This is a genomic window from Jidongwangia harbinensis, from assembly GCF_020216025.1.
In the GTDB taxonomy this organism is placed as follows: domain Bacteria; phylum Actinomycetota; class Actinomycetes; order Mycobacteriales; family Micromonosporaceae; genus Actinoplanes; species Actinoplanes harbinensis.
Genome location: NZ_JAIWNC010000058.1, coordinates 1 through 21,358 on the forward strand (window position 1 = coordinate 1; position 21,358 = coordinate 21,358).

A 21,358-nucleotide genomic window follows, 5' to 3' on the forward strand; every position below is an offset into this window, starting at 1 on the left:
CGCCGTCGGGCATCGAATCGGTGTCGATGGTGTGCATGAGCGCGCCGTCGGGGTTCTTGACGTCGATGGCGCCGGACAGCCGGATCGGACGAGTACACGCGGCGGCGGCGCTGACGTGGTCGAGCCATTCCGGGAACTCGCCGGAACGGACACGTCTGCGGGCGGCGGCGGTCTCGGCGGGGTCGAACCCGAGCCGGGCGTCCGGGTGCTCGCCGGTCGTCTTGGTCGGCTTGGCCCACGGCCAGGTCTCGGCGTTCTCCCCCGCACCCACAACAGAAGTTGTGGGTGCGAGAGGCAGCGTCGAGCTACTCATCAGGCGTTGGCTCCAACGGTGCTGCCGTTGTGCGGCCGGGTGGTGGCCGCCGTGGGCGGGTTGTCGGTGAGTTGGGTGAGGATGTCGGCGGCGTCGGCTGTCGGGATGCGGAGCCGGACCGCGAGTTGGTTAGGTTTGATGTCTTCGCCGTGTTCGTGACGGTGTGATGCGGCGATGGTCCGGGCGTTCGCGAGCAGCCGTTGCGGGATCTGCTGAACGGTCACAGCGGGTGCAGTCGCGGGTGCCGGAGCCGGTACGGGCGGGATGGGTTCCGGTACTGCGGGTGCGGTGGTCTTCTTGGCCGGGGTCCGTTTAGCGGGTGTCTTCTTCGCCGGTGCGGTTTTCCTGGCAGTGGTGGTGGCCCTGGTCTTCTTTGCTGCGGCGGCCGGGCGGACCTGCGCGCGCTCGGTGTCGGATGACGTGGCGGGCGAGGTGGCCGGCGGGAGTGCCGTGACCGGGTTGGTGGTGGGCCGGGGTGTTGCGGTGGCGGTGAAGACGAGCTTGGACAGGCCGAGGAAGGCCAGCGCGGGCAGGGCGGAAACCACCCAGCCGGACAGGCCGGGCTTGGCGACGGCGAGCTGCGCGGTCAGCGAGAACAGCACGGCGCCGACGAGCAGGACCATCGGGTACCGCACCGAGGCATCACGGTTGCGGCGTCGGCGACGGCCGATTTCGATGATGGATGCGGTCGGGATCAGCTCGGAGATGACGGCGTTGGCCCAGCCGAACCATTCGTCGGTTCCGGTAGGGCTGTTGTGCAGAGTCCAGTCTTTGACGTGGTGGAACGAGGCCGCTCCGGCCATCAGGCCAACGAACAGCACGATGAAAACGAGGACGCCGACTTGCAGGGTGTCAGCGGTAAAACGCTTACGCGGCACGGTGGTGGTGTCCGGGGTGGACACGGGTTTGGTGGTGGTGGTCATGGCCGCTCCAGAGGGCTGCGGCGCAGCAGGCTGTAGCTCAGGACGAGCGGGTCCGCCACGTGGAAGTGGGCGGCGATTTCGCGGGTGATGGTGGCGATGTCGTCCATCGAGGTGATGGGGGCACGGCGGGTGACGGTGCCGTTGCCGAAGGTCTGTCCGCCGTTGAAGTTGGCGGTGTAGGAGTAGAAGTACTCGTAGAGGTAAGTCCGGTCAGTACCGGTAGCGGTGGTGGTGGTGTCAGGCATGGTGGTGGTCCTTTCGGGTCAGAGGATCGCCGCGAGCGCGGCGGTGAGGGTGGCGGTGGTCAGGGCGGCTCGCATCAGGTCGGTGGCGAGCCGGACGAGTTGGTATTTGCGGTGCAGGGTCCGCGAGAGGGACAGCAGGCGTTGGGCTTGGTAGGCCGCGTGTTCGCGGTCGGTTTTGTCGAGTTCGGTGAGTAGGGCGGTGGGGGTGGGCGCGGTGGCCCAGCGCATGAAGCTGTGGTTGCCGCGTAGGGCGGGTCGCACGGCGGTGATGAGGGCGAGGACGGCGGCGGCGATCAGGGCCACCGTGAGGATGGCTCCGGCGGTGATGAGGCCGGGGAGTCGGGTTTTGGCGATGACGGCGACGCCGACAGAGACGGTGGTGAGGGCTCCGGCGAGGAGCATGGATGCTTTGGTGTCGACACGACCCAGTAGGGCGTTGGTGTCGGTGAGGGCATCGGTCACGGCCGACGCGGTGGTGTCGGGAGTGTAGGGGTCAGGGGTGGTGGTCATGCGTAGACCTCCGGATCGAGTGGGATGACGGCGACAACGCCGTGGCAGCCGTCGCAGAAGACGGCCGTGAGTTTGAGGACGCGCAGGTCGACGGCAAGCTCTGCCGGGGTGTTGTAGTTGGCGGGGTAGACGGCGAGGCCGTCGCAGTGTTCGCACGCGGGCCCGCAGGCGGGGCAGCGTTCGTAGAGTTCGCCGAGGACGTCGCTGCGTCCGGCGGGCATCTGCTGGTCGATGCAGAACCGGCAGTGGTACTGCCGTAGATGGCTGTTAGCCCAGGCAACGGCCTCGTGCCAGGTGGCGAAAACGTCCATGCAGATCGCGTGAGCGGTCATTTCGCAGGATGGGCAGAACGCCTCCCACGGCCGTTCCGGGGCGAAGAAGCTCTGTGAGTTACGGAAGACGCGGACACGCTGCTGGTGAAGAAGGCTCATGCCGCACCGCCAGAGGCGTCGCAGTCGAGGCAGGCGCCGGTCCGGCGCGGGATGATGTAGGGCTGTAGGTGACCGCAGTCCGGGCAGGTGCGCTTGGCGCGGTTGGCCTTGTCGAGGGCCGCGAGTTGGGCGGCGGTCGCGGTCCGTTTCGGGAGCGCGAGGTCGATGCGGTAGAGGTAGGCGACGCGCTTGCCTTTGCGCCACATCAGTTGCGCTGCAACGGATTGACCGCCGGGACGCAAGTTCTTGGCGTGGAGTTGGCGGCGGGTGGCGTAGCCGTCGGGGGCGAACTTGAACGGGTAGGTGGGGATGCCGTACTTGGCGCCGGTGGGGTCGTAGAACACCATCGGGTCCTCCGGGTCGTCGGCCGGGGTGGTGTCGGCCTGGTCGTCGCCGTGGCTGCAGGTGGGGCCGAACGTGGGGTGCGGGTAGGTGTCGCGGTCGACGTCTTCAGGCAGAAACGCGGCGTTGCATTTGGCGCAGACGATCGGGCCGCCGTCCTGGAACGCGGTCAGCGAGAGCCGGATTTTGCGCGGGCACGCGCATTCGGCCGTGACGCGCCGACCACAGCCCCACACGCACCCGGCATGCCCGTGTCAAGGATTGTCCTGGGACAATCTCGGAAGAGGAGGTGTCGAGTTGCCCGTGCACTCGCGCTACCAGGACATTGCTTCCAAGATCCGCGAGCGGATCGAAGCCAAAGAATGGCCACCCGGTGCCCGGCTCCCACGGCTGGACGACTTCGCAGAGGAGTACGGCGCGAACCGCGACACCATCGGCCGAGCCGTCGCCCTGCTGGAGACCGAAGGTTACGTCTGGGCGTGCAGGGTCGGGGCATCTCGGTGCGCTACGGCACCATGCGACCGCGCCGCCCACGTGGTGATCTCGTCAAGCGCAACGAGCATGCGACCGGTTACTCGTTCCCCTCAGCGAGCAGCAAGGAGGTATGGACCCGCCACGGCAAGGCTGACAACTCTCCGGCTCGCCTGACCGACGCCCGCCTTGCCAAGCTCCTGGGCGTCGACCCTGGTACCGAAGTGCCGCGTCGACTCCGCGTGACGGGACCAGCATCGGAGGCTCCCTTCCAGATCGGTATCTCCTGGATCCACCCCCGATTCGCCGAGCTCGTCGCCAGCGTCGATGCCAACCCTGCTGCAGGTGAGTGGCTTTACCGCATCGAGAAGGCCGGCCATTGGCCCATCAAGTGGATGGAGATCCACCGGGCGCGGATGCCCAGCAAGGAAGAGGCGGCCCTTCTTGAGATTTCCACCAACCTGCCGGTCCTGGAAATCGTGCGTGTAGGGACGTCAGGCGCCGACGACAAACCGGTTGAAGTCACGGAATACGTGGTTGCCAGCGATCGCGTCGAGACAGTGCATATCTTGCACCGCGATGAAACTGCCCAGGAGCCCTGGCCTGACGAAGAACAGGCAGGCGGCCAATGAGCGCGTCCCTGAGGTTTGATGCTGCAAGCCGGACTCACGTTGGCCACGTCCGCCGCCGGAACGAGGACGCGTTCTAGCAGGGCGAATGGCTATACGTCGTCGCCGACGGGCTCGGTGGGCACGTCGCCGGTGACATTGCGAGCACGACAGCCATCGACGCTGTGCGGCCGTACGACAAGGAAACCCCTGCGGAGCAGCTCACCGACGTACTCGGCAAAGCCATCAACGATGCAGATGAGGCCATTCGGAGGAGAGTCCGCCAAGAGCCGGAGCTGGCGGGAATGGGCTCCACGATGGTTGCCATCTTGAGGTCGGGCGACTCGGCCATTTTGGCGAACATCGGGGACTCCCGCGCCTACCTGATGCGGAACCACGAAGCACAGCACAGCACCATGAACCAGATCAGCGAGGACCACACCTACCAGTACTTGGTGGCCCAAGCCAACGAGGTACCCAAATTGCCTGAGAAGTTGACGCGCTTCCTTGACGGCCGGAAGGACGGCCGATCAGCGGACCTAACACCGCTCCAACTCCGCTCCGGCGACCGGGTTCTCCTGTGCTCCGACGGCCTCAGTTCGTACGTGCCCGAGGAGCTCTTTAGGGCCATCCTGAACACTTCTAACAGCCCTTCGCAGACCGCCGACAACTTGATTGACGCAGCGCTCGAACATGGCGGCCGGGACAACGTCACGGTATGCGTCATCGACATAACGGGCTGACGGCTGGTCTAGGTTTCTGCGGGCTCGTCGAACTGGACGCGGACTCGCGGCTTACGCACCAGGACTTCCCCCCAGTCCCCTGTGAGCGCCCACACTGCATTGTCGAGACCGCCGACAGGGGCAAAGGTGTCGATGTGGCCGTAGTCAACTTCGCCGGCAGCGTCGACGGCTGGGGGCAAGGAGGATAAGCGCAGAATCACGGCGGACTCGCTCACCACCACCAGGGTTCCCGTTCGGTAGCAGCGTGTTTGGCCGGTCGCGGGCTGCCTGTAGCTCGGGTGGAGGGGTGCGAGCACCAGGTCAACTCGGAACGTCAGTTCGGTCAGCGAGGCATCGACGCTGAGGATCCAGGAATCTTCCAGGATGACGTTTGCCAAGCTGGCGAAAGCGTCGTGGTAGACGGGAACGGTCTCACCTGCCGCGTTCATGTGCCCAGGGTGCCGTAGCAGTGAGGGAGCTTGTAGTTCTTCCAGCAATCCCGCGCATCGCTGATCTTGTAGAGCATCTGGTGGGACGACGGTGTAAAGCGTCAGCCGTGACAGGACATCAAGTGTCGGTCGAGTGTCGGTCGAGTGTCGGTCGAGCTTTGTGAGAAGTTTCTGTACGGGTTCAAGGCGGCCCGCTGCGCGGACCGCTCGCGCCGCCCAGCAGGGCCGGGCCGGAGGCCCGCCGCTCGGGGACCCCGCGCCCCTTAGCGCAAGCGCACGGGGCGCACCCCGGCGGTTCCAGCCCGGCGGCAGGCGCGAAATACGAAGAAGCCCCGGGCCGCCGAAGTAGCCGGCAGTTCCGGGGCTTGCTGTTTGCGGTGGCATGACGCCTCCGGCGGGGACTCTGATCTCTGGGATGGGTGGTGCCATCCCGTCACCCTTCGTCCAGGCGAAGCCGAGCAGACAGGGCCTGCCTGGGCAAGGTCGTTCAGACGAAGGGTGCTCCACCTTGCCCAGGCAGGCCCTGTCTGCCGCACGGTGTGTGGACGAAGGCCGACGGGATGGCTCAGACATCTTGGGGTGTGCGAGACGGCTATGCAGCTAGGACAATGCTCCAATGGCCGACGAAGAAATCCCGCACTCCCCACAAGTTGTAAAGTTGGACACGAAGATAGCGGAGTACCAACGGCAAATACGGAGCATAACCTTAGGTCGGCGCATAGGCTTCGGGGTAGGAGTCGGCCTAATTGTACTTAGCATAGCGATGATAGTCGTTACAGTCATCGCAGGCAGTGATAGCGGGTGGCTTTATGGTGCGGTGCTTGTTCCGGCGCTCACTATCGTAGCTTGGATGACAATCGGTGATCTCACCGAGGGGAGCACTGACGAGCGAGCCAGAGCGAGGGAGCAGCTCCGGCTATCGCAAATTAAGAGATCTGAATTCCTTGCTGGCAAGGTTCCACCATCGCAAACGATAAGGTCTCGCTACCGGGACAGTCTGCCGGACCTCATTGGCCGACTGCGCCGGAGGGCTGACCGTTATCAGCGTGCCTCTACGATGCTGCAGTCCTCGGTCATCATTGGATCTCTTGCATCAGCCGCAGTGACCGCAACCTTCGCGGATTCGGCCGACGGTCGGTTGGCTGCAGTTGGGCTTTCGCTGATCGTAGGTATCTGTGCAAGCTTCTCGACGACGTTCCGCTTTCGAGAGAAGGGAGCAAATCTGCAGTCAACAGCCACGGACATCGAGCGGGAGTACCGCATGTCAGCACTTTCCGTCGGCGACTATGCGGAGGTAAGCGAGGAGAAGCGGTTGCAGACCCTGGCGGAAAGGGTTGAAGAAATTCGGCAACGGCACGCGGAACGTGAGGGCGAACTGAGCCAGCCGTCCGACGTTCAGCAAAGCGGAGCAATCGAGCTGCAATGACCCGGATGCGCTTTCAAGACCCGCGTTGGAGGACCGGCCCCCGTTGTCGCCACTTCTAGTCCGGTTGCTGGCAGCAGCCGCCAAGATCATGCCGTCGCCATGCCGTGCGAGGTAGACCAGCGGTGACCAACGTCGACCACCAGTTACCGACATAACTGCAGCTCAAGTCCCGCATGGTCCGCTTAGCTCCCGGTACGCCGGAGCCCGTGATCAATGCAACGCGAAGTAGCGCGAAGTGTGGTTACCGGTGTATCGGAAGAGCATCCATGTCTCGTAGCGGCGCAAGCAACGCGGAGAAGGATGCGACACCTTCGTCGCGATCAGGGCCGCAAGCCCCGGCGAATCCCGCCGATCAGGCTGATGACCACAACAAGAAGCGATCGCTGCTCGCGAGGGACGTGCTGATTCCGGCGGTAGTAGGGCTGGTGGCCGGGCTGGGCGGCGCGACGATCGGCGCCTGGGCGACATTTTCCAGCGCTGATCAGGCCGCCAAGGAACAAATCAAGGCGAGCATTGATACCGAACAGCGAGCCCTGCGCGAGGTCGCGTACCAGAAGTTCCTGGAGGATGCCGAGCAGGCGCGCTTCTACCTCGAACTGCACTACCATTGCACGCATCCTGAGGCGCCTGACAAGCCCGAGGCTCTGGCACTCGGCACGGGTAATTGCGGCTACTTCACGAGTTCCTACCGAGGGAAGGGCGCCGTCCTGGACGAGGGTCTCCGTGCGGTGCAGACCCATGGCGATGCTGCGGCCTACCAGCTCGCGGACAGCCTGCGTTCCACAATCGTGGCTTCGGACGAGGTGCTGACGAGAGACGCTACCGGGCGTCTCGAGCAGTCGGCGGCTCAGATCGGGCAGTTCCAGCGGTTGATGTGTGACCAGCTTTCCGTGACGGGCGATTCGCCGAATTGCTGACAGAGAGGCTTGACCTGGCCGTCAGCGGATGCGCGCGATCTGATGGAGATGATCGAAGACGAGCTGGTCGACGGGCGAGATCCGGTGCCGGTCGGCGTAGGTGAGCCAGACGATCTCCTCGATCTCGCTGTCGGGCTGCAGGACCCCCTGGTAGTCGGCGGTGTAGCAGGTCATGCGGACGATCGTGCCGAGGGGATGTCCGTGGGCCTGGGCATGGAAGGTTCCGATGTGCACGGCGCTGTCCGGAACGATGGTCACGCTGAGTTCCTCCTGGATCTCCCGGACCAGGGTGTCGAGGTCGCCTTCGCCGGGTTCCCGCTTGCCGCCGGGCAGGTAGTAGACGTCCTTGCCGCGCGAGCGGGAGCTGAGGATCGCGCCGTCCTCCAGGTGAATCCAGGCGATCTTGTCGATGATGCTCATTGCTGGTGCTCCCTCGCGCTTGCCGGTGGCCGTTGACGAAGGTAGCGCCGGACCGGAGCGGCGCTCCAGAATTCGGCTCGGGTACGCGATGACCAGAGTCCGCTCCTCGACCTTCAGCGCCTGGAGGAACGTGCCGTGGCGATCGCCGACCTGTACGACCAGCACCACTCGGCCGTGGGGCGGGAACGCTGGGATACCGGGGATCTCGCGCTGGGATTCTCGCATCATCGGAACGCTGACGTGGAGAAGCGGGGCGCGGACGGCGATGACGCAACGCGGTCAACCGTCAGCCGAACGTCGTCCAGCGCCCTTCGGAGACCACCTCCGCGGCGCCGTCGACGACCGTGATGGCCGTCTGCTCGTCGATCGCGTAGGCCGGGCCGCCGATCTCGGCGGCCCACCGCTCCGCGTCGGCCATGGTGTTCTCCGGGAACGCGTCCAGGTGCGGGAAGATCGAAAAGTCGACCACTCCCAGGGTGCGGTCGTCCGGCGCGGCGGGCCACTCGACGAAGGACGTTCCGATCCGGGGCGTCAGCACCATGCTGCCGGCGCTGACGCCCACCCAGACCAGGTCCGGCAGCGACGGGAGCAGGTCGGCCAGGCCCGACGCCCGCATCCAGTGACACAGGTACGTGGCGTCGCCGTCGTCGACCAGGAGCACGTCGGCCTCCCGTACCCAGGGGATCCATCGCTCCGCGCCGACGGTGGGCAGTGCGGTGAGTTCCAGGACGCCGAGCGACGCCCAGCCCAGCCCGGACAGGTGCCGGAACCGGGGCTCGGCCGCCACGAACCCCCGCACCGAGGCCGGTCCGCACATCGGGTGACCCCACTGCGCGGTCGGGATGCAGAGGGCCTGGCAGTCGGCGATCGGCTTGCCGAGAAGCTGGACCAGCGCCGCGTTGATGCTGGGGTTCGTCACACCGCCCGAGGTGAGCAGGAGCTTCATGGTGCCTCCGGTTCGCTGGTCATGTCGAGGACGAAGCGGTAGCGCACATCATTGCGGGCCAGCCGGTCCAGGGCCTCGTTGACGCGCTGCTGCGGCAGGGTTTCGACGTCGGCCGTCAAGCGGTGCCGCGCGCAGAAGTCGAGCATCTTCTGTGTTTCCCGGGTGCCGCCGCTGCCCGCGCCGGCGATCGTCTTGGCGCCCACGATGAGGCTGAGCGGCTTGACGGTGAGGTCGCCCTCGGGGATGCCGACGACGCAAAGCGTCCCGTCCATGGCCAGCGCGGCCAGGTAGGGCTCCAGGGAGTGCGGCGATCCCACGGTGTCGAGGATGAGATCGAAGCGGCCCTGCTGGGCCGCCAACTGCCGCTCATCGGTGGAGATCACCACATCATCGGCGCCCAGGCGGCGTGCTTCGGCCGCTTTGTCGTTGGTACGGGTGAACTGCACGACCTCCGCGCCCAGGTGGTGAGCGATCTTCAGGGCGAGGTGTCCGAGGCCGCCCATGCCGACGATGCCGACCCTCCTGCCAGGACCCGCACCCCAGCGCTTGAGCGGGACGTAGGTGGTGATGCCCGCGCACATCAGGGGCGCGACGGCGGCGGGGCCGAGCCCGTCGGGCAGGTGGTAGGTGAACTTCGCCGGCAGGACGTACTCCGAGGAGTAGCCGCCGCGGGTCGGCAGGCCGTCCTTGGGATCGACGGCGCCGTACGTGAGTGTCGGGGACCGCAGGCACCAGTTCTCCCGCCCGGCCCGGCAGGGCGGGCACTCGCCGCAGGAGTCGATGATGTTGCCGACGGCGACCTTGTCGCCGATCCGGAAACGGGTCACCGCTGGGCCCACGGCGGTGATCTCGCCGGTCATCTCATGGCCCGGCACCAGCGGGGCATCGCCGCTGTGCCGGATGGCCGAGATGTCACTCGAACAGACCCCGCAGTACTCGATCCGCACTGCCACGTCGTCGTCGAGCAGGTCACGTCGCTGGAAGGACCAGGGTCGCAGCGGAGCGCCCGGCTCCATCGCGGCCCATCCGGTGGCGTGTCGCATGGCTTCTTCTCTCTCCTTGCAAACGAACTGGTTCGTTTGCCGACCGTAGCCCACGGTCAAGAATCCGGCAAACGAACCAGTTCGTTTATGCTGGCGGGATGGACAGGTCCCAAGCCAGCCGACGCCGGCTCCTGGACGCGGGCGCCGCCGAGTTCGCCGCACACGGCGTGGCCGGTGCCCGGGTCGACCGGATCTCCGCCGACGCCAGGGTCAGCAAGGCGCAGATCTACTCCTACTACGCGGGCAAGGAGCAGCTCTTCGACGCGGTGCTGGAGGACCAGGTCAACGACATCCTCGACCGGGCACCGCTGACCGCCGACCTGCCGGACTACGCGGTCCGCCTGTACGACGCCTACCTCGAACAGCCACAGCTGGTGCGCCTCGCCACCTGGGCGCGCCTGGAGCGCAGTCCCGTCGGCCCGTTGTTCTCCGCCACCGACGAAACCGCCAAGGTCGAGGTCATCGCGGAGGCCCAGCGAACGGGCCGCGTCCGTGCCGACATACCCGCGACGGACATCCACGCCATGGTGATCGGGTTGGCCCTGACCTGGGCGCAGAGCAGCCTGACGTACACCGCAACTCCCGAAGACCCGGAAGCGGACCACCGCCGCCGCCGGGCCAGCCTCGCCGCGGCCGCCCGGGACGCCTTCATGCGCTGAACCGGTGACGCTCCAGGGCCAGGAGGCTCACCACGTCGGACGGGTGGCACTGAAGCGCGAACCACCCTTCGGCGGGTTCCCACGCCGGTCCGAGACCGGTGAGAGCGAGGTGCTCCGCCCCGATCTGGACGTCGATCTCCGCCTCCCGGGGGAGCGGCAGTAGCGCCTTCAGCAGCGCATCCCGGGTCATCGACCGACCCTCCGGCTGAGCCGTCTCGGCCGATGTGACCGGCCGCCCCCGCGCGTTGAAGTCGTCAACGAGCCGGCTGAGCAAGAGCCCGAGCAACTCGGTCTCGACCTTCGACAACCGTACGGTGCTGGTGCCGTCCTCGACGCGGATCTCGACCAGATCGGCGTCGGGGTCGGTGCCGCACGGATCGATGACCGTTACGGCGAGCCTGCCGCGCGTCTCGTCGACAACGACGTGAACGCTCACCGCTCATCCTCCGGCGTCGGTCGGGAGCCGGCCTTCGCGGCGCCGTTGACCGATTCCGGCAGCGAGAACGCCGCAAGGCCCAGCAGTTGATAGGCGATGGCCCACCTCAAGGCGTTGTCGCAACTCTCGGGAGGCTGACACGGTGGGTCGTTTCGGTCGAAGGGCAAGAGTGGCATGGTGCTCTCTTCTGTGCGTCCAGGAGGAAGGTTGCTTGCGCACTTTGACCCTGGTCTCGCCAGCGGTGTTGCGGGAGGGGCGGCGGCGGTGTCCTTGGTGCGCGGCCTTCCGGCGCTGGTGCGGATGGTGCGGATTGGCGCGCCGCGATCTGCTGACCGCTACCGTCCTCACTGGACATGCTCTGTCGAACCAGTGCTGCGGAAAAGAGGTGGGCCGTGGCTGGGGACCGCCCGTCGCCGGCGAACAGTGGTCTGGCCGAGCTACTACGGGAGGCTGGGTGGCGGCCGGAGACGTTGGCTCGGCGCGTCAACGCGGCGCTGGCCCGCAGCGGGGTGAACCGAACCATCCACGAGAAGACGCCGTACCGGTGGATCAGCCGCGGCGAAGTGCCTCATGGCGAGGTTTCCGACCTGGTCGTTCAGGTGGTGGCAGGTGCCCTGGGCATGGATGTCACCTATGAGCGGGTGTGGGGGCGCCCTCGCTCCCAGGGCCAGTCGCCGCTACGCGCGGACTACGGCAGCGACCTACCCTGGGACGGGACCGGCCTGCTCAGCCTTCTGGGGGAGCCCATGCCCACCCGCCGCACTGTCCTGGCCGTGGCCGGCGCCGCGATCACCGGCCCGGCCTGGGCCGCTCTCGACCCACCGGCGTCCACCCTGAGATCCGTTACCGGCGAGGCGGGACGGGTCACTCCACCGTTGCTGGCCATGATCGACGGCATCGTCGCCCAGGCGCAGCAGCTCGATGACCAGCAAGGCGGCGCCGCCCGCGGCTACGTCGCCGACCAGTTCGGCACGCTCGCGCGGCTGGTGCGCCGCGGTTCCTACGACGCCCCGGCCGGCCGGCGACTGGCCGCCGCGCTCGCCCAACTCGCCCAGACCAGCGGATTCATGGCGTTCGACGCGGCGGACGACGGGCACGCCCAGCGCTGGTACCTGACCGGCCTGCGGGCAGCCCACGCCGGCAATGATCCGGCACTGACCGCGAGCATCCTGGCTCTGATGTCGAATCAGGCCGCGGACCGCGGCCATCCTCTCGACGCCCTGCAGCTGGCCTCGGCCGCCCAGCGGGCCGCCCGCCATAGCCCGCCCGTCGTCCGATCGCTGGTGGCCACCCGCAGCAGCCTGGCCTACGCCGCCGCCGGGGACCTCACGGGCTTCTCCCATATGCGCGAGCGGACGCGCGAACTGCTCAATCAGCCGGCCGGCGAGGTGGGTCCGTCGTGGGCCGGCTACATCGACCAGGTGGAGCTGGACGCGATCACCGGCCGTGGCCTGGTCATGCTTGCCGAGCACCTGCCCGGGCAACGCCACAATCTGCTGCGCGAAGCCACGCATCTGCTTCAGACCCGAGCCCACACCCCGATGGATGCGACACCACAGCGCTCAGCCCTACGCCACGGCGCCTGGCTCAGCTTGGCTCACCTCTCCGCCGGTGACCTCGACCGGGCGGACGACGCAGCCCGAGTCGCCCTTGCCCGCCTGCCCGAGGTGAATTCCGCACGGAGCGTCGCGCTGTTGCACCGCGTCGAGGCACAGGTCGGGCCCGTTGCGCGCCGGTCCGCCGTCGCCCGGAGGCTGCTCTGCGACCTTCGCTCTATGCTGCACTGACACGGACTATCGTGCGCGGATAGGCAAGTTCCTGGCGATCTTCCACGGCACGGCCGACGAGGCCGGCAAGGCCGGAGCGGGTGACGGCCGACGGGGTCGAGGATGTCACCGACACCATGATCGGGTACGCCATTGTGGAAGCGGAATCACACGACGCGGCAGTGCAGATCTTCGCCGGGCACCCGCACCTGGGGCTGTCCGCCGGGAACTCGATCGCCGTGCTGGAGTGCCCGCCTCCGCCCCGATAGCGCTCAGCGTGCGGTCGGAGGCGGGAGACCCGCCTCGCGGAACGCTCGGGCCACGCGGCGGTGGTCGCGGTTGAGATACCGCAGCGACGGTCCGTAGCCCCGGTCGGCGTCGGCGGCAGCGTCGATCCCGGCCCGTTGCAGCAGGCCGGCGATGTGCTGGACCTCGGCGGAGTCGTCCGTCCAGGCGTAGGAGCTGTGCATGCCCGCCCACTTGCGCCGATCCGCGGCAAGCACAGCGGCGAAGGCGGCTGCGGCGCCGGCCGACGCGGTGATCCAGGACGGCGCGCCGGTGAGACGTGCCAGTGCCAGCCCGGCCGCGGCACCGGCGACGCAGAGCCCGCCGACGGCGGCCCAGCCGGCCGCGTTGAGTTCAGCGGTCCGAAACAGCTCCGGGCGGCGGTCGTGCGGCTCGGAGGACAGGTAGGCCGAGGCCCGGCGATCTGGCATGTCTCGACCATGCCATTCGACGTGGCGTCCAGGCGCCTAATGCCGCCGGCCGTCCCTGACGAACACGATGCCGTCGATGCTCGCCAGCTGGGCCGGGTCCAGTGGCGCGTAGCCGTACCAGGGTGAGACGCGCGGGGTGAGCGCCGCATCGGCCAGCTCGCGCGGGTCGGCGACGCACCGATCCTGCGGGAGCGCATACAGCGCCCCCTCGACGGTGTCCGGAGGCGGCGCATCCACCCCGTGCTGCGGGATCGTGCCGATGGCCGAGGCCAGGAAGGCGTACTCCCGGCCCAGCCGGGCACTCACGATCGCCCCGGCGCTCCACCATTGCACCGGCGCGCCGCCCATCCGAATCGTGCTGCGGTCCCGTTGCAGATGCCCGTTGTGGGCGTTCACCAGCGTCGGTCCCCGCTCGGCGAGAGCGAGCAGGTTGGCCGCCATCATCGAGTCGCGCACTTCGAGCAGATGGGTCATCCGGTTCGGCGACGGGTCGGCCATCCAGCGGTGGTAGCGCAGCAGGCCGACCGCGGTACGACCGTACCTCCGGGCCTGCTCCCAGCCGTCCGACGACGGCGCCGGCTGCGCGTCGAGCAGCGCAACCAGGTCGTCGGCGAGCAGCCGCAGCTCTTTCGCCTCGGGCGTCTGCCCCACCGATTGTGCCGGGTCCCGCATCGCGGCCGGGTTGGTCCACCGATCGTCGGTGCCGAGCAGGTGGTCGAGCGTCTCCGCGGTGCAGGGGAGCAGTCCGGCGCCCACTTCGGCGGTGAGGTGGGCGTGCAGGGCGGTGAGGGCCTGCCGGGGGCTTGCCGCGCCGGTGATCTCCAGCGGGCCGTCGAAACCGGCGAAGCGCACCCGTTCGTACGCGGGCCGGCCGTCGTTGTGCGCGCGCATCCAACGCACCAGTTCGCGGTTGCCGGGGAAGGCGCCCCACTCGTGGCTGAACCCGCGTGCCATGACGTCGTCCAGGTCGCCGGTCCCCGAGGTCACGTAGTCGTCCACGACCTGGCCCATCAGGCAGTCGCTCTCGATGGCGATGGTCCGGTAGCCCTGCTGCTCGACGAGTTCCCGGAACAGGTCGTTCCGCAGGTCGAGCAGCACGTCTTCGCCATGGGTGGGCTCGCCCAGCGCGAGCAGCCGCGGCGTGGCCGGGAGCAACTTCATGACAGTGGTGACGTCAGCACTCATTCCTTCAACCCTATCGTTGAACCACGAATTGGAGACTTCTCGCGATTCTCAGCAGCTAGGCACAGCACAACCTTCAACTACCTGCGGAGGGGGAAAGCTCCGCGCCGGCCCCGGGCCACCGACGTCTACGCGGTGCGGTGGCGCCGTTTCTCCACCCGCCGTCAGGGGGCCGGCCGGCGGCGTGTGGTGTCGGGGTGCGGTGGGTGCCTTGTCTTCACACGCGGGCGGGGAGGGCGGGCGGCGTGTGGTGTCGGGGTGCGGTGGGTGCCTTGTCTTCACACGCGGGCGGGGACAGCGGACCGTGCCGGCCCGGCGCGGCGTTGCTGATCATCCCGGCGTGCTTCCGGCGGCGCTTCGGTTCCGGCCTCGTGGCGCACATGGGAACCTACAACCGGTTCACCACGGGGAAGGGCCCGCCATGATCGATCTGTCCACGGATCCGCCGCCACCCGAGCCGGGCCGACCCGGGATGCCCCGGCGGCGGTTGCTGCTCGCCGGCCTCTGTGGACTCGCCGGTGGCGCCGGCGGTGCGTGGGTGACCGTGTCGCTGAGCGGGCGCGACCGGCCGGCCGTGGCCGCCGACAGCGTCGCCGCGGTGGAACAGGCCGGTACGCCCGGCGCGTTCGCCGACCTGGCCACGGCCGGGCCGTCCGTCACGGTGATCGTCGGCCGGTCCGGCCGGTGCGCCGTCACCGTCGGTGCGACCGTCGCGTACGGGTCCACGAACGACGGCATCCTGTCCCAGGGCGGGGCGGTCTCGTTCGAGGCGACCGGCGCGAACACGCAGCCGCCGAGCCTGGAGCGCGCGGGCCGCTCGTTCCTGTCGCTCAGCGGCATCGAGGTCCCGTTCAGCGTGACGCAGACGATCTCGTTCACGACCGTGCTCGACGGCCTCGGCCGGGGACGGACGACGTTCACCGCGAAGTACCACGTCGAGGGCGGCTCGCCCGTGCCGGTGTTCTTCAGCGACCGCACCATCGTCGTCACCACGCTGGCCGGCGTAACCGGTGGATAGGATCTCGGCGTGGCGCTGCGGCCGGTCCAGGTGAACATCAAGGCTATGGACCACCCGGCGGTCGGGCGGTTCTGGGCGGCGGCGCTCGGCTGGCGGGCGTACCCCGGGGGATCCGGCCTGACCACCTACGTCGGGCCGCACGGCGGGCTGGTCTGGCCGGACCCGGTGGTCGTCGGCATCGACGTCGTGCCCGTTCCGGACGCCAGGACGGCGACGAAGAACCGGGTGCACCTGGACCTCGCCACCACCTCCGCGGCCCACCAGGCGGACCTGGTCGCGCGCCTGCGCGCGCTCGGTGCGACACCCGCGGACGTGGGCCAGGGCGACGTGCCGTGGACGGTCCTCGCCGACCCGGAGGGCAACGAGTTCTGCGTACGGGAACCCCGGGCGGAGCACCGGGGCACCGGGCCGATCGCCGGGGTGGTGGTGGACTGCGCGGATCCGCCGGCCATGGCCCGGTTCTGGGGTGCGGCGACGGACTGGACCCGGCACCGCACGACCGACGATCACGCCGTGCTGCGCTCCGCCGCGGACGTGGGCCCGTACCTCGAGTTCCGCCGCACGCCCGGCCGGACGGCCGCGCCGGGCCGCGTCCATCTCGACCTGCTGCCGTGCCCCGGCGACGACCAGGCCGCGGAGGTGACCCGCCTGAAGGCCCTCGGCGCCACCGACCTCGATCTCGGCCAGGGCGACGTCCCGTGGACCTGCCTGACCGACCCGGAGGGCCACGAGTTCTGCGTCCTCGGCCCCGCGCACTGACCGGCGGCCCGGCCGCGTGCTTCGATGGCGGGGTGACCGATCACCAGGAAACCGCGCGGGTCGTCAGCGCCACCCGCGACATCGCCGCGCCGGCCGACAAGATCTTCGAACTGATCGCCGACCCCGCACAGCAACCCCGCTGGGACGGCAACGACAACCTGGCCGAGGCCACGGCCGGCCAGCGGGTCCGGGCCCTCGGCGCGGTCTTCACCATGACCAACACCAGCGGCAACGTCCGGGAGAACCACGTCGTCGAGTACGACGAGGGCCGCCGCCTCGCCTGGACGCCCGCCGAGCCGGGGCAGCCCGCGCCCGGGCACCTGTGGCGCTGGGAACTGGAACCGGCCGGCCCGGCGCGCACCCGCGTCACGCACACCTACGACTGGTCCCGGCTGACCGACGAGCGGCGGCTGGACCGGGCCCGGTCGACCACGGCCGACAAGCTGCGAGCGTCCCTGGACCGGCTGGCCGCGCTCGCCGAGGGCGAGTGAGCGCGGGCGCTGCCCGTGGTGACCAGTGCGGCCACCGCCTGGGTCATGCGCAAGACCCGCCTGCCCGCTTTCGCCACCCCGGTGGTGACGCTGGCGATCGGCGGCGCCGCCGCCAAGCTGGCCCAGCGGATCCGCTGATCGGTCCCCGCCGGGGTGGCCGGTGCGCCACCCTGGTGGGGTGACCGACGACCGCATCCTGGGTCATCTCGCGCGCCGCTTCGCGATCAGCGAGGAGAACATCGCCACCGAGGCGCTCAGCTGGCTGCTGCGCGCCCCGGCCGCGCGGGCCGCGATCGCCGGGCTGGCCCGGGCCGCCGACTGCGCCGTGCCGGCCGACCTGACGTTCGTCGGGCAGGTCGGCGCGGAGGGCACCGGGCGGCCGGACATCGTCGGCTCCGACTCCGCCGGCGTGGAACGGCTGATCGTCGAGGCGAAGTTCGGCGCCGGGCTGACCGAGCAGCAACCGGGCGGCTATCTGCGGCGACTGCCCGCCGACACGGACGCGATGCTGCTCGTGGTGGCGCCCAGCGCGCGCCTGCCCACGCTGTGGGTGGAGCTGCTGCGCGCGGTGCCGGAACTGGCCGCGTCCGCACCGGCGCCGTCCGCGGTCGGCCCGGTGGGCATGCTGCACACCCGGATCGGTACGCATACCACCCTGGCCCTGGTCAGCTGGCGCAGCCTGGTCACCCGGGTGCTGGACGGCCTGCGCGCCGCGGACGAGTTCACGCTGGCGCAGGACGCGGAGCAACTGCTGGCGCTGACCGAGGTGATGGACAGCGCCGCCTACGTGCCGGTCAAACCGGGCGATCTGGACCAGCGCACCGGCCACCTGGTGCACCAGTTGGAACGCATCGTCGACCGCACGTACCGGGACATCGAGAACGACCCCACGTCGCCGGCCGAGGCGTACCGGAGCAGATCGTCGCACGGCCGCATCTTCTACGGCTGGTACCTGCGCAGCCGCCGTACCCGGGTGGCGATCTGGTTCGGGTTCCTGCCCCGCACCTGGGCGCGCTTCGGCATCTCACCGCTGTGGGTGCAGACCACCAGCGGCTGGAACCGGCACCGGATCCAGCAGGCGCTGGGCGGGTTGCACGAGCCCGGCCAGGCCGGGCTCTTCGAGGACCAGGGCTTTGTCAGCCCGTTGACGATCCCGGTGTACGCCAGCGAGGCCGAGGTCACCGCGAGCCTGCGCGGCCAGTTGGAGGATTTCCTGGCCCGGCTCGACGCGGTGGTGCCGCCGGACGAGTCACCGGTGCCGGACGAGCCCATCGACGACGAGGAGTCGATCTGACGTTGCGTTTTCGTTCATCGGTGTGCATTAATGCTCGAATCCGTGATGTTCACCGGCCGGCGAAGGAACACGCATGTTCAGACCGACACGAGTCATCCAAGCCGCGGTCACCGCAGCTGCCGTCGTCCTCAGTGTCCTGACCGCCGGTCCACCCGCGACCGCGGCGCCGGCCGATCCACCGCGACACGGGCTCAAGGGCGAGTACTTCCAGATGTCCGCGCCCGGCGCCCGCGACTTCGGGCAGTTGGGCGGGGTGGCGCTCGACCCGAACATCGACTTCCCCAACCTGGTGCCGTCGTTCGAGTCGATGACCGGCCGGACCGAGCACACCACCGCACGCTGGACCGGGCAGATCACCGCCCCGGCCGCCGGTGACTACACGTTCCACGCGATCGGGGACAACGGCTTCCGGCTGTTCGTCGACGGCCGGGCCGTGATCGACCACTGGGTCGGCGACTGGGACGTGGAGCAGCACAGCGCCCCGGTGCGCCTGGACGCGGGCCGGGCGTACGACATCCGGCTGGAGATGTTCCAGGACACCGGCGGTGCCAACATGTTCCTCCGCTGGTCCAGCCCGGCGCTGGCCAAGCAGATCGTGCCCGAGTCGGCGTTCACGCCACCGGCGGACTTCCAGGTCTTCCCGGTCGAGCTGACCGTCCGGGAGAGCGGGGCCGCGCTGGTCGCCGCGTTCCGTGGCCCGGTCACCGGCGGCGGCGACCTGGCCGGTCACCTCACCGTCGAGGCCGACACCACGCCGATCCCGGTGAGCGGCGTGACGGTCGAGGGCGCCCGGCTCGTGGTCCGCCTCGGCGCCCCGGTGCAGAAGGGACAGCGGGTCCGCTTCTCCTACGACGGCGAGGGCGGCCTGCGCGCCGGCGGCGAGGTGGTGCCGCAGATCGTGCGCAACGCGGTCAACCACTCGGCGCACCGGCTGATGACCACCTGGGGCAAGAACCTGGACACCCGCAACCCGCTGCCCGAGTACCCGCGGCCGCAGCAGGTCCGCCCGCGGTGGCAGAACCTGAACGGGCCGTGGGAGTTCGCCGCCGCCCGCGACGGCGAGCAGCCGGTCTTCGGACGTACCCTGGGTGAGCGGATCGTGGTGCCGTTCCCGGTCGAGTCGCAACTGTCCGGGCTGGAGCGCCACGAGGACCACATGTTCTACCGGCGGCTGGTCACCGTGCCCGCCGGCTGGCGGATCGGTGGCGGCGAGCGGTTGCGGCTGCACTTCGGCGCGGTCGACCACCACGCCCGGGTGTGGGTCAACGGCCGGCCGGTCGCCGAGCACACCGGCGGCTACACGGCGTTCAGCGCGGACATCACCGACGCCGTGGTGCCGGGCGGCAAGCAGGAGATCGTCGTCGCGGTCACCGACACCACCGGCGACAACCAGCCGATCGGCAAGCAGTCGCGCAACCCGGGCGGGATCGTCTACACGCCGTCGTCCGGCATCTGGCAGACCGTCTGGATGGAACCGGTGCCCGCGGCCGCGATCGACGACGTCGTCACCACACCGGCCCGGGACAACCGCAGCGTCACGGTCACCGCGGCGTCGGCCGGTGCCTCCGCGCAGGCGACGGTCACCGTGACCGCCCGGGACCACCGCGGCGAGAAGGTGGCCACCGCGACCGGCCGGGCGAACGCGGCGATCACGCTGCCGATCGCCAAGCCGCGACTGTGGAGCCCGGACGACCCGTACCTGTACGACCTGGACGTCACGCTCGCCGAGGGTGCCGCCACCGACCGGGTGACCAGCTACTTCGGCCTGCGTACGATCGAGGTCAAGCAGGTCGGCGGCTTCCCCAAGCTGGTGCTCAACGGTAAGCCGATCTTCTCCCTGGCCATGCTGGACCAGGGCTTCTACCCCGACGGCCTGCACACCCAGCCCAGCGACCAGGCTCTGGTCTTCGACCTGCGGGCGCAGAAGGACCTCGGGTTCAACGCGGTCCGCAAGCACATCAAGGTCGAGCCGGCGCGCTGGTACTACCACGCCGACCGGCTCGGGCTGCTGGTCTGGCAGGACTTCGTCTCGGCGAACATCACCAACGAGGCCGGCCAGGAGGCGTTCGTCACCGAGGGCCGCCGGATGATGCGGCAGCTGCACAGCTCGCCGTCGGTGATCGGGTGGATCGTGTTCAACGAGGGCTGGGGGGAGTGGGACCGCGCCGCCACCGGCCGGCTCACCGAATCCGTCAAGGCCGCCGACCCGTCCCGCGTCGTCAGCGCGCACAGCGGCGTCAACTGCTGCTCGTCCAAGGGCGACTCCGGGGCCGGCGACGTGATCGACCACCACGACTACGTCAACAACGACCCGCCGTTCCCGGACGCCACCCGGATGGCGATGGACGGCGAACACGGCGGCTTCACGCTGCGCACCCCGGGACACATGTGGCCCGGCGCCCCGGCCGCGATCTACAGCGGGGTGGCCGACAAGGCGGCGCTGACCGCGAAGTACGTCGACAACACCCGCACCTTCTATCTGGAGGCGGCCGGCGCGGAACTGTCCGGTTCGGTCTACACCCAGGTCACCGACCTGGAGAACGAGCTCAACGGCCTGTGGACCTACGACCGCAGGAAGATCAAGGTCGACCCCGGTCCGGTCCGGGAGATCAACCGCCAGGTGATCGCCGCGGGCGCCGCCGCCGGTGGGTACGCCGACTACCCGGGCGCCGGCTCGTGGTCGCTCGACGAGGGCACCGGGCGGGTGGCCCGGGACGGCACCGGCGACCGCGATCTGACGCTCACCGACAACGCGCAGTGGGCCGGCGGCAAGAACGGCAAGGCGCTGCGGTTCGGCGGCGACGGCGGGTTCGCCGAGACCGCGTCGCCGGTCGTGGACACCCGCGGCGCCTACACCGTCTCGGCGTGGGTGACGCTGGACGCGCTGCCCGGCAACTACGCCACCATCGTCAGCCAGGACGGCCGGCGCCGGGAGAACCCGTTCTACCTGCAGTACGGCCAGGGCGCGTTCGCGTTCAGCCTGCCCGGCGGCGTGCGGGCGCGGGCACCGATGACGCCGGAGCTGGGCCGCTGGTACCACGTGACCGGGGTCCGCGACGCCGCCGGTGAGCTGCGGCTGTTCGTCGACGGCCGGCGCGTGGCGACCACGGCGGGCGGTGCCGGCGACGTCAGCACCGGGCCGCTGGCGGTCGGGCGGGCGCGGTGGAGCGGGCAGAACACCGACTACTGGAACGGGTCGATCGACGACGTGCGGGTGGTGAACCGGGCGCTGTCCGACGCGGAGGTGGCGGCCCTGTCGGCCGGCTAGCCG

General features: G+C 69.3%; 23 protein-coding genes and 3 pseudogenes. 13 read left to right on the top strand and 13 right to left on the bottom strand.

Features of this window, described 5'->3' with window-relative positions; all coding sequences use genetic code 11:
• From LDL48_RS40645 to LDL48_RS44875, 6 genes and pseudogenes are all read right to left on the bottom strand, one after another.
• Positions 1 to 313: pseudogene (locus LDL48_RS40645) on the bottom strand (replication initiator); the annotation flags it as partial.
• Positions 313 to 1,236 (bottom strand): hypothetical protein, encoded by a 924-nt coding sequence (locus LDL48_RS40650; protein ID WP_225260528.1) that lies wholly within the window; start codon positions 1,234 to 1,236, stop codon positions 313 to 315. The pseudogene LDL48_RS40645 and the gene LDL48_RS40650, both read right to left, overlap by 1 nt.
• Positions 1,233 to 1,481 carry a hypothetical protein gene (locus tag LDL48_RS40655; RefSeq protein WP_225260529.1) on the bottom strand — a complete coding sequence of 83 codons (249 nt, stop codon included), beginning with the start codon at positions 1,479 to 1,481 and terminating at the stop codon, positions 1,233 to 1,235. The genes LDL48_RS40650 and LDL48_RS40655 overlap by 4 nt, the downstream gene beginning before the upstream one ends.
• 18 nt (positions 1,482 to 1,499) lie before the next feature.
• Positions 1,500 to 1,991, bottom strand: coding sequence for a Pycsar system effector family protein (locus LDL48_RS40660; RefSeq protein ID WP_225260530.1), 492 nt, complete (start codon positions 1,989 to 1,991; stop codon positions 1,500 to 1,502).
• Entirely contained in the window at positions 1,988 to 2,422 is a 435-nt protein-coding gene (locus LDL48_RS40665) for a hypothetical protein (RefSeq protein WP_225260531.1), read from the bottom strand. The genes LDL48_RS40660 and LDL48_RS40665 overlap by 4 nt, the downstream gene beginning before the upstream one ends.
• Complete coding sequence (locus tag LDL48_RS44875) at positions 2,419 to 3,000, bottom strand: RRQRL motif-containing zinc-binding protein (RefSeq protein ID WP_308016554.1); 582 nt, start codon at positions 2,998 to 3,000, stop codon at positions 2,419 to 2,421. The genes LDL48_RS40665 and LDL48_RS44875 overlap by 4 nt, the downstream gene beginning before the upstream one ends.
• Before the next feature lie 67 nt (positions 3,001 to 3,067).
• Between LDL48_RS44875 and LDL48_RS44085 the strand changes: the two are divergent.
• From LDL48_RS44085 to LDL48_RS40685, 3 genes and pseudogenes are all read left to right on the top strand, one after another.
• A pseudogene (locus tag LDL48_RS44085) lies at positions 3,068 to 3,178 on the top strand (GntR family transcriptional regulator); the annotation flags it as partial.
• Between the two features lie 86 nt (positions 3,179 to 3,264).
• Positions 3,265 to 3,867, top strand: coding sequence for a UTRA domain-containing protein (locus tag LDL48_RS40680; RefSeq protein ID WP_225260532.1), 603 nt, complete (start codon positions 3,265 to 3,267; stop codon positions 3,865 to 3,867).
• Positions 3,864 to 4,586, top strand: a pseudogene (locus LDL48_RS40685) (PP2C family protein-serine/threonine phosphatase). Before LDL48_RS40680 ends, LDL48_RS40685 begins: the two are co-directional and overlap by 4 nt.
• Before the next feature lie 8 nt (positions 4,587 to 4,594).
• Here LDL48_RS40685 and LDL48_RS40690 read toward each other — a convergent pair.
• The gene (locus LDL48_RS40690) at positions 4,595 to 5,014 is read right to left on the bottom strand and encodes a hypothetical protein (RefSeq protein WP_225260533.1); all 420 of its coding nucleotides are present in this window, start codon (positions 5,012 to 5,014) and stop codon (positions 4,595 to 4,597) included.
• Positions 5,015 to 5,630: 616 nt separating this feature from the next.
• Here LDL48_RS40690 and LDL48_RS40695 point away from each other — a divergent pair.
• The gene (locus LDL48_RS40695) at positions 5,631 to 6,440 is read left to right on the top strand and encodes a DUF4231 domain-containing protein (RefSeq protein WP_225260534.1); all 810 of its coding nucleotides are present in this window, start codon (positions 5,631 to 5,633) and stop codon (positions 6,438 to 6,440) included.
• A 266-nt stretch (positions 6,441 to 6,706) separates the two neighbouring features.
• Positions 6,707 to 7,357, top strand: a complete 651-nt coding sequence (locus LDL48_RS40700) for a hypothetical protein (RefSeq protein ID WP_225260535.1) — start codon at positions 6,707 to 6,709, stop codon at positions 7,355 to 7,357.
• 21 nt (positions 7,358 to 7,378) lie between these two features.
• Here LDL48_RS40700 and LDL48_RS40705 read toward each other — a convergent pair whose 3' ends face one another.
• The 3 genes from LDL48_RS40705 to LDL48_RS40715 all read right to left on the bottom strand — a co-directional run bounded on the left by LDL48_RS40705 (position 7,379) and on the right by LDL48_RS40715 (position 9,766).
• Positions 7,379 to 7,777: an NUDIX hydrolase gene (locus tag LDL48_RS40705; RefSeq protein ID WP_225260568.1), complete on the bottom strand. Its 399-nt coding sequence runs from the start codon at positions 7,775 to 7,777 to the stop codon at positions 7,379 to 7,381.
• A 286-nt stretch (positions 7,778 to 8,063) separates the two neighbouring features.
• A complete protein-coding gene (locus tag LDL48_RS40710) occupies positions 8,064 to 8,723 on the bottom strand; it encodes a Type 1 glutamine amidotransferase-like domain-containing protein (RefSeq protein ID WP_225260536.1) in 660 nt (219 codons plus the stop codon).
• Positions 8,720 to 9,766: an NAD(P)-dependent alcohol dehydrogenase gene (locus LDL48_RS40715; RefSeq protein WP_225260537.1), complete on the bottom strand. Its 1,047-nt coding sequence runs from the start codon at positions 9,764 to 9,766 to the stop codon at positions 8,720 to 8,722. Before LDL48_RS40715 ends, LDL48_RS40710 begins: the two co-directional genes overlap by 4 nt.
• A gap of 98 nt (positions 9,767 to 9,864) precedes the next feature.
• Here LDL48_RS40715 and LDL48_RS40720 point away from each other — a divergent pair, with 98 nt between their 5' ends.
• Positions 9,865 to 10,425, top strand: a complete 561-nt coding sequence (locus LDL48_RS40720; RefSeq protein WP_225260538.1) for a TetR/AcrR family transcriptional regulator — start codon at positions 9,865 to 9,867, stop codon at positions 10,423 to 10,425.
• On the opposite strand, the gene LDL48_RS40725 is transcribed toward LDL48_RS40720, so the two are convergent.
• The gene (locus tag LDL48_RS40725; RefSeq protein WP_225260539.1) at positions 10,415 to 10,861 is read right to left on the bottom strand and encodes a hypothetical protein; all 447 of its coding nucleotides are present in this window, start codon (positions 10,859 to 10,861) and stop codon (positions 10,415 to 10,417) included. The genes LDL48_RS40720 and LDL48_RS40725 overlap by 11 nt on opposite strands.
• Before the next feature lie 392 nt (positions 10,862 to 11,253).
• On the opposite strand from LDL48_RS40725, the gene LDL48_RS40730 reads away from it, so the two are divergent.
• Positions 11,254 to 12,648 (top strand): NsdA family TPR-like regulatory protein, encoded by a 1,395-nt coding sequence (locus LDL48_RS40730; protein WP_225260540.1) that lies wholly within the window; start codon positions 11,254 to 11,256, stop codon positions 12,646 to 12,648.
• Between the two features lie 80 nt (positions 12,649 to 12,728).
• Positions 12,729 to 12,896, top strand: a complete 168-nt coding sequence (locus LDL48_RS40735; protein ID WP_225260541.1) for a hypothetical protein — start codon at positions 12,729 to 12,731, stop codon at positions 12,894 to 12,896.
• Between the two features lie 3 nt (positions 12,897 to 12,899).
• Here LDL48_RS40735 and LDL48_RS40740 read toward each other — a convergent pair whose 3' ends face one another.
• Together LDL48_RS40740 and LDL48_RS40745 are read right to left on the bottom strand one after the other, a co-directional pair.
• Positions 12,900 to 13,343, bottom strand: coding sequence for a hypothetical protein (locus LDL48_RS40740; protein ID WP_225260542.1), 444 nt, complete (start codon positions 13,341 to 13,343; stop codon positions 12,900 to 12,902).
• Between the two features lie 36 nt (positions 13,344 to 13,379).
• Entirely contained in the window at positions 13,380 to 14,528 is a 1,149-nt protein-coding gene (locus tag LDL48_RS40745; protein WP_225260543.1) for an erythromycin esterase family protein, read from the bottom strand.
• A gap of 418 nt (positions 14,529 to 14,946) precedes the next feature.
• Here LDL48_RS40745 and LDL48_RS40750 point away from each other — a divergent pair, with 418 nt between their 5' ends.
• The 5 genes from LDL48_RS40750 (at position 14,947) to LDL48_RS40770 (ending at position 21,355) form a co-directional block, all read left to right on the top strand.
• The gene (locus LDL48_RS40750) at positions 14,947 to 15,543 is read left to right on the top strand and encodes a hypothetical protein (protein ID WP_225260544.1); all 597 of its coding nucleotides are present in this window, start codon (positions 14,947 to 14,949) and stop codon (positions 15,541 to 15,543) included.
• A gap of 9 nt (positions 15,544 to 15,552) precedes the next feature.
• A complete protein-coding gene (locus LDL48_RS40755) occupies positions 15,553 to 16,302 on the top strand; it encodes a VOC family protein (protein ID WP_225260545.1) in 750 nt (249 codons plus the stop codon).
• A 32-nt stretch (positions 16,303 to 16,334) separates the two neighbouring features.
• On the top strand, positions 16,335 to 16,793 hold the full coding sequence (locus LDL48_RS40760; protein WP_225260546.1) for an SRPBCC family protein: 459 nt from the start codon (positions 16,335 to 16,337) through the stop codon (positions 16,791 to 16,793).
• 178 nt (positions 16,794 to 16,971) lie between these two features.
• Positions 16,972 to 18,087, top strand: coding sequence for a hypothetical protein (locus LDL48_RS40765; protein WP_225260547.1), 1,116 nt, complete (start codon positions 16,972 to 16,974; stop codon positions 18,085 to 18,087).
• Positions 18,088 to 18,160: 73 nt separating this feature from the next.
• Complete coding sequence (locus LDL48_RS40770) at positions 18,161 to 21,355, top strand: LamG-like jellyroll fold domain-containing protein (RefSeq protein WP_225260548.1); 3,195 nt, start codon at positions 18,161 to 18,163, stop codon at positions 21,353 to 21,355.
• The last annotated feature ends 3 nt before the right edge of the window (positions 21,356 to 21,358 follow it).